The 6,000-nt window shown below is 33.1% G+C and carries 5 protein-coding genes; 1 reads left to right on the top strand and 4 read right to left on the bottom strand.

Annotated features, from left to right (window positions below; genetic code table 11):
• Nucleotides 1-175: 175 nt before the first annotated feature.
• From A3SG_RS0104545 to A3SG_RS0104560, 4 genes are read right to left on the bottom strand one after another with little or no spacing between them, the layout of a single operon-like run.
• Nucleotides 176-1,225: a putative zinc-binding metallopeptidase gene (locus tag A3SG_RS0104545; RefSeq protein ID WP_016988836.1), complete on the bottom strand. Its 1,050-nt coding sequence runs from the start codon at nucleotides 1,223-1,225 to the stop codon at nucleotides 176-178.
• A gap of 40 nt (nucleotides 1,226-1,265) precedes the next feature.
• Nucleotides 1,266-2,111: a transglutaminase domain-containing protein gene (locus A3SG_RS0104550; RefSeq protein ID WP_029596608.1), complete on the bottom strand. Its 846-nt coding sequence runs from the start codon at nucleotides 2,109-2,111 to the stop codon at nucleotides 1,266-1,268.
• Between the two features lie 9 nt (nucleotides 2,112-2,120).
• The gene (locus tag A3SG_RS0104555) at nucleotides 2,121-3,086 is read right to left on the bottom strand and encodes an alpha-E domain-containing protein (protein ID WP_016988839.1); all 966 of its coding nucleotides are present in this window, start codon (nucleotides 3,084-3,086) and stop codon (nucleotides 2,121-2,123) included.
• A gap of 10 nt (nucleotides 3,087-3,096) precedes the next feature.
• On the bottom strand, nucleotides 3,097-4,533 hold the full coding sequence (locus tag A3SG_RS0104560) for a circularly permuted type 2 ATP-grasp protein (RefSeq protein WP_029596609.1): 1,437 nt from the start codon (nucleotides 4,531-4,533) through the stop codon (nucleotides 3,097-3,099).
• 1,023 nt (nucleotides 4,534-5,556) lie between these two features.
• Between A3SG_RS0104560 and A3SG_RS0104570 the strand changes: the two genes are divergently transcribed.
• Nucleotides 5,557-6,000 (top strand): sterol desaturase family protein (locus A3SG_RS0104570; protein WP_016988842.1); only part of this gene is annotated, 444 nt, incomplete at its 3' end.

The following is a 6,000-nucleotide window of genomic DNA, read 5'->3' on the forward strand; positions in this document are numbered from 1 at the left end:
TTAATACCAATTGTATCTTCCATATATTCCAATTATATTTTACAATTTTCATATTAAATCGCCATTATACAATAACGATTTGTACTAGCCATACATTCGTTTGCTATAAGATTTACTACTTGCTTTATTTTTGAAAAAATAATAAATCTCCAAAAGGACCTTATTTTAGCTCTTTCTATGCTCGTTTTGTCAATAGTAATTGATGAATGAATTTCATTTTTTTAATCATCTCTTTTGTAACGATAAATGGATAAACATCAGGAACGCCCATCGCTCTGTTAATGCTATTGACAGCAAATGACAAAGGAATACAGGTTTCAATGATCACATCAAAATCTATTTCAGTATAAGGATCGAAAGAAACGTTAGCCTTCATCGTATTAGTGGTATCGATGGGCTTAACATTCAAACCAAAAAAATAGGCTGTTTCTAACATATCCATAATATGCAGATAATGTGCCCAAGTCTCGGCCCAGTCTTCCCAGGGATGTGATGTCGCATATTTACTAATAAATGACTTTTGCCAATCCGCGGGAGCTCCTTTTTTGTAGTAGCTCTGTAAAGAATCGCCATAGTTCGCTCGTTCATTTCCAAAAATGGATCGATACTCTTTTAATGCCTTTTTGTTGCTATAGATTAATCGATCCCAAAAATAGTGTCCTACCTCATGTCTAAGGTGCCCAATCAATGTACGATAAGGCTCTAAAAATTGCTTTCGCATTTGTTCTCTAAGTGCAGAATCAGCCTCTCTTAAAAGGATAGTTATTACGCCATTTGCATGGCCCGTCATGAGTTTAGGATTATTTTTTTGTACAACAAAGTCAAAACATAACCCTTCTTTATTATTACTCATCTTACTTGGCAAATCCAAACCGATCTTTTGAAGTTGGTAAATCAATCGATGCTTTGCAATTTCAAGATTTTGCCATTTTTCAAAGTTTTCTTCGTCAGAAAGATTGGGTATCGTTCGATTTAGTTGGCAAGCTTGACAAAATTCCTCTGGGGAGTCTTTCTCCACCAGCCAATTACAGACGTTATATTCTTTGTTTTTACAATACCGATACTCGATTTGCTCCCGATCAGAAATCAAGGTCGCACCACCCGGATCGAAAGTAAGCATTTTACGATCTTCATCTCTAAAACCCGATAAATGGCCACAATTTTCACAAGTATAGCTTTCAAAAAATAAGGATTGAGCACAATGCCCACATTGAAATATTTTCATAAATTTAATCGTATTGTATAAATAAGCAAGGAATTGCTACTTACTTCTGTTTTTCTATTGAAAGTTGGGTTAATAATTTGGAGGTTGCATTACCTCGAATACCGCCCGAAACGGGCATTGTGTTTGTGTAGTGCGCACTTGAAGCAAGCGGAAAATGAGTATTACCCGTAAAAATACCATGACTGGGATCTAAACCTAACCAGCCAATTCCAGGTAAAAAAACGTCTACCCACGCATGCAATTCATAAGCGGGAATATCCATATCAAAATAATAGTATCCACTGACGAAACGAGCTGCAATCCCAAATTGTCTTAATAAGTTAATTTGCATCCACGATAGATCACGACAAGACCCTTTTTTAAGAGTAAATGTATCGTCTGGATTTAGTGGTGCTCCTTCTTCTCTGTATTCAACATTAAAATCATCATGTAATTGTTTCGTCAGGTTTGTTAAAAATGGAATCGTACTAAAATTAGAAGCTTTTAAAATTGATGTTCCATAATCAAGTAACGATTGTGAGAGAAGTTGTCCTTCTAATGCAGCGAAAAGTAATTTTTTCTGTAACCCGTCGTATTGTAATGGGAGCCGATTATAGTGTATTGGATATATGAGAAAATCAAAGGGATTATAGTTTTTTGTTTCTAGAGTACTTGTGGCCGTCATTGTTAACTTAGTAGTCATCCCTTCAAACCAGCAAAAGTCTAGTACATTATTTTCTTCATCTTGTATTACTTTATGTCCTGCTGGTTCTGATAGAATTGCTATTGAAAAATCGACTACATCCATATAGGGCGTTTGCCTTGGACGGAATCTCAAATAATGTGGCTCTAGAAATACTTCGGAATTAAATACATAGACTGTATTATGAATAATATTGAATTTCATTGTTTGGTTCTATTTGACTTCTGAATAATTATCTTGAACAACAAAGAAAGAGTTGTAGATAGCTGAAGATATATCATTTAATTTACGCTGAATCTCGTCCAGATATTCATGCATTCCTTTACTTATTATTTCATCTATCTCAATATATTCCAGTTGCGACTTTAAAGCGCCTAATTGTTTCTGTGCGGCATTAGTAAAACCAACTGAACTACCAGACAAGGTAATTAGAGATTGCTCAGCGCTTATTAGACAAGCTAATATAGACCTTGGGAATTCTCTATCTAGTATCAAGAATTCTGCAATGCACGAAGGTGATAACTTTCCGTATTTCTTTCTATACATATCGTATGCACTGACCGACTTTAAAAGTGCTGCCCATTGTATTAAATCTAAAGAGGAGCCTACTTGCTTAGGCGACTCAAGCAAATGATGGTATTTAGCGTCTAACACTCTAGACGTTTTATCAGCACGTTCTAAAGCTTGGCCTAGTTTACCAAAGTTCCAACCTTCGTTTCTTGATATTGTAGAATCATACATACCATAAACCAATTGGCATCCATTTTTTATTTCTGTAAAAAAGTCTCTTATGTTTTTATCGTCATATTGTTTCTTTTCTTGCCCTTCTTTTACTAAAAAATAAAGTGCATTAATTTGCTCCCAAACTTCTTTTGTGATTTCAGTTCTTACGGCACGTGCATTTTCTCTTGCATTTAAAATACAATTGTAAATTGAGTTTGGATTGTGTTCTTCGAAAGCTAAAAAATAGATGACTTTATTTTTTTCTACCTTCGAATTAAGCGACTGATATAAGTCCCAATCTCCTGTAATAATTACAAGTGGTTTCCATTGCTGTATTTCATTAGGAGGTAATTCCAATGAGAGGTTAAAGTTTACATCCATAAAACGAGCATAATTCTCTGCACGTTCTAAATGTCTATTCATCCAATATATTGTGTTTGCTACTCTTCCAAGCATAATTTTTATTTTAATTGTTTAATATCCAAGTATCTTTACTTCCTCCACCTTGAGAAGAATTGACAACGATTGATCCTTTTTTCAAAGCCACTCGGGTTAGAGCTCCTGGAATAATTTTTATGCTATCCCCGTATAGCGCATAGGGTCTCAGGTCAACATGCCGTCCCTCAATTGTGTCTTCTGTCAAAGTGGGTACCCTTGAAAGATTAATCATCGGTTGTGCAATGTAATTTCTAGGATTGTGTTTTATTTTTGCAATGAATTCTTGTTGCTCTTTTTTTGTAGATTTTGGGCCAATAAGCATCCCATAACCCCCGGAAGCATCGGTTTGCTTAACTACTAAATTATGAATATTTTCAATAACATATTTACGATCTTTCTCTTCATTACAAATATAGGTTTTTACATTAGGCAAAATCATATCTTCTCCTAAGTAGTATTTTATGATTCTTGGTATATAAGCATACACTGCTTTATCATCTACAACACCAGTTCCTGGCGCATTAACTAATACAACATTGCCTTTAAGATAAGCTTTAAATAATCCAGGAGTTCCTAATAAAGAATGTTTATTAAAGACTAATGGGTCAATAAATTCATCATCTACACGACGGTAAATAACATCGACGCGCTGAAGCCCAGTGGTAGTAATCATAAAAACAATATCATCTTTTACAATCAAATCTCTGCCTTCTACTAATTCTGCGCCCATTTGCTGTGCTAAATAAGAATGTTCAAAATAGGCTGAATTAAAAATACCTGGAGTTAACACAACAATAGTAGGCTTTTCTACTTCTGTAAGCGATTCTAATGTATCTCTTAATATATGTGTGTAATTGTAAACTGGTTTTACTCCTAGCTTTTTGAATAGTTCAGGAAATGTTCTTTTAAGAATTTCTCTATTTTCAAGCATGTAAGAAACACCTGAAGGACACCTTAAATTATCTTCAAGAACGCAGTATTGTCCATCTCCACCTTTGATTAAGTCAGACCCTGTAATGTGACACCAAATATCTTTTGGGGGTGTGAATCCTTCTAATTGCTTCAGGTAAGAAGCACTAGAAAAAATTAGTTCTTTTGGAATAATTTTATCTTTTATGACTTTTTGGTCATTATAAATATCCTGAATAAATAAATTTAGTGCTTTAATTCGTTGCTGTAGTCCTTTTTCTAAGTACGTCCATTCCGTATTATCGATGATCCTAGGGATAATATCTAAATGGAGAATTCGCTCCACGCCTTGATTGTCGTCATAGACATTAAAGGTCATTCCCAATGATAGCTGTGCTCTATCTGTGGCATGTTGAAGGCTATTTAGTTTTTTATGACTCACTTTTTGGAGCCGTTCTAAAAATAATTTGTAGTTAGGTCTAACGTTATTATTTTCATCAAACATTTCGTCATAATACCCTTTGGTATCGTATTCTAATAAATTTAATTTTAACATGAAAATAGTGAATTTATTCCTTTTTTTAAAGCATCTTTTACTCACTGGTTTGGCTGCAAATAAAGTTTTAGTTTGAATTAAAAAGAGGATTGGTTTTTTTAATAAAAAGTATGATAAACTAGTAATATTTAATTTGTCTTTTTCAAGATACAAAAATAATCCCATAAATCCTACAAATACTGAGTTAAATTTTGATTTAATTGATTATAATAATAATAATCACACTATTATATTTAATAGTAATTACCTCATATTCATATATTTAATTATAATTTATAATACCAATAGAAGACTTGACTAATAATGTACATCATGTTAGTGAATTACTACCTGAAAGTCGAATGTATACTATTATAAAACTTTATTTTTGACGCTCCTTGCCTATTCGATAACTAATTAAACCGGTCTAATTAATCATTACTATGCAATTATTATTTTAAAATTCATTGTTTAGCTTCGCTATTTCAATGGTAGAAAAATTTATCACTGCCTCAACTTTATAGGGGTAAAGTTCTTCAATAATAGAACTATAGCTAGCACTTAAAGCGGTAGCTATTGGCATGCTTTCCTTACAACTACACATTTGCTTATTAAAATTGGTTTAATAATTATTTCAGGTCTGGATATTCTCTTCCCTACTTTAAATATAATTTTATAGTAATTGTCAAAGATTGCTCAACGTATTTCGTTACTAAGATAATACACTCAAAATCCCATTTTGCCATTGAGTCTTTTATGGGTGAATCTTATATAGCATAGCTTACAGTTTGTAATTTTTGCTGAGCTAACAAAGCTACCGATTTTAACAAATCATGCAACGCTGTATTCTGAGCCGCAATAAAATAGCCCAATATTATCAGTACTGTGAAGTTTCTTTATTATAAATTTTAACATATTACAAAGAGGAAAAGTTATAGCACGGTGCTTAAATCAGGATAAATAAAGTATCTTGCAAATAACATAATTTTCAAAGTAATTAACGTAATTACTGTTACACAAATTCTTTTTTAAAACTATTACTATATGGATTTTACAAACCCTTTAGTTTATGGGGTTCCCTGTTTTTTAGGCTTTATCGCGATAGAGCTTACCTACAGCAAAGCTTTTGATAACAAACAACTATATAAATGGAAAGATTTATTATCAAGTTTATCACTTGGTCTAGGATCTGCTGTGGTTGCTGCACTCGTAAAAACAGTAGCCGTAATATTGGTTTTTAATTTTGCTTACGACCTTTTCAATCCAATTGTAGATGGAGTTCGCACCAATATTATGGGTTGGGAATCTTTTGGATATATTTGGTACATTTGGGTGATTTGTATGCTTTTGGATGATTTCTCTTATTACTGGTTTCATCGACAAAATCATATGATTCGGTTTTTATGGGCAGCACACATTGTGCATCATTCTTCAGACAATTTTAATTTCGGGACTGCTGTCCGTAACGGTTGGTTTACCATTTTCTAT

Origin of the sequence: Flavobacterium sp. ACAM 123, from assembly GCF_000264055.1 — a bacterium.
Taxonomy (GTDB): Bacteria; Bacteroidota; Bacteroidia; order Flavobacteriales; family Flavobacteriaceae; genus Flavobacterium.

What these genes read in the sequence shown, in the direction of transcription:
- A3SG_RS0104555 (WP_016988839.1), bottom strand. Translation starts at nt 3,086, where the DNA reads ATGCTTGGAAGAGTAGCAAACACAATATATTGGATGAATAGACATTTA.
- A3SG_RS0104560 (WP_029596609.1), bottom strand. Translation starts at nt 4,533, where the DNA reads ATGTTAAAATTAAATTTATTAGAATACGATACCAAAGGGTATTATGAC.
- A3SG_RS0104545 (WP_016988836.1), bottom strand. Translation starts at nt 1,225, where the DNA reads ATGAAAATATTTCAATGTGGGCATTGTGCTCAATCCTTATTTTTTGAA.
- A3SG_RS0104550 (WP_029596608.1), bottom strand. Translation starts at nt 2,111, where the DNA reads ATGAAATTCAATATTATTCATAATACAGTCTATGTATTTAATTCCGAA.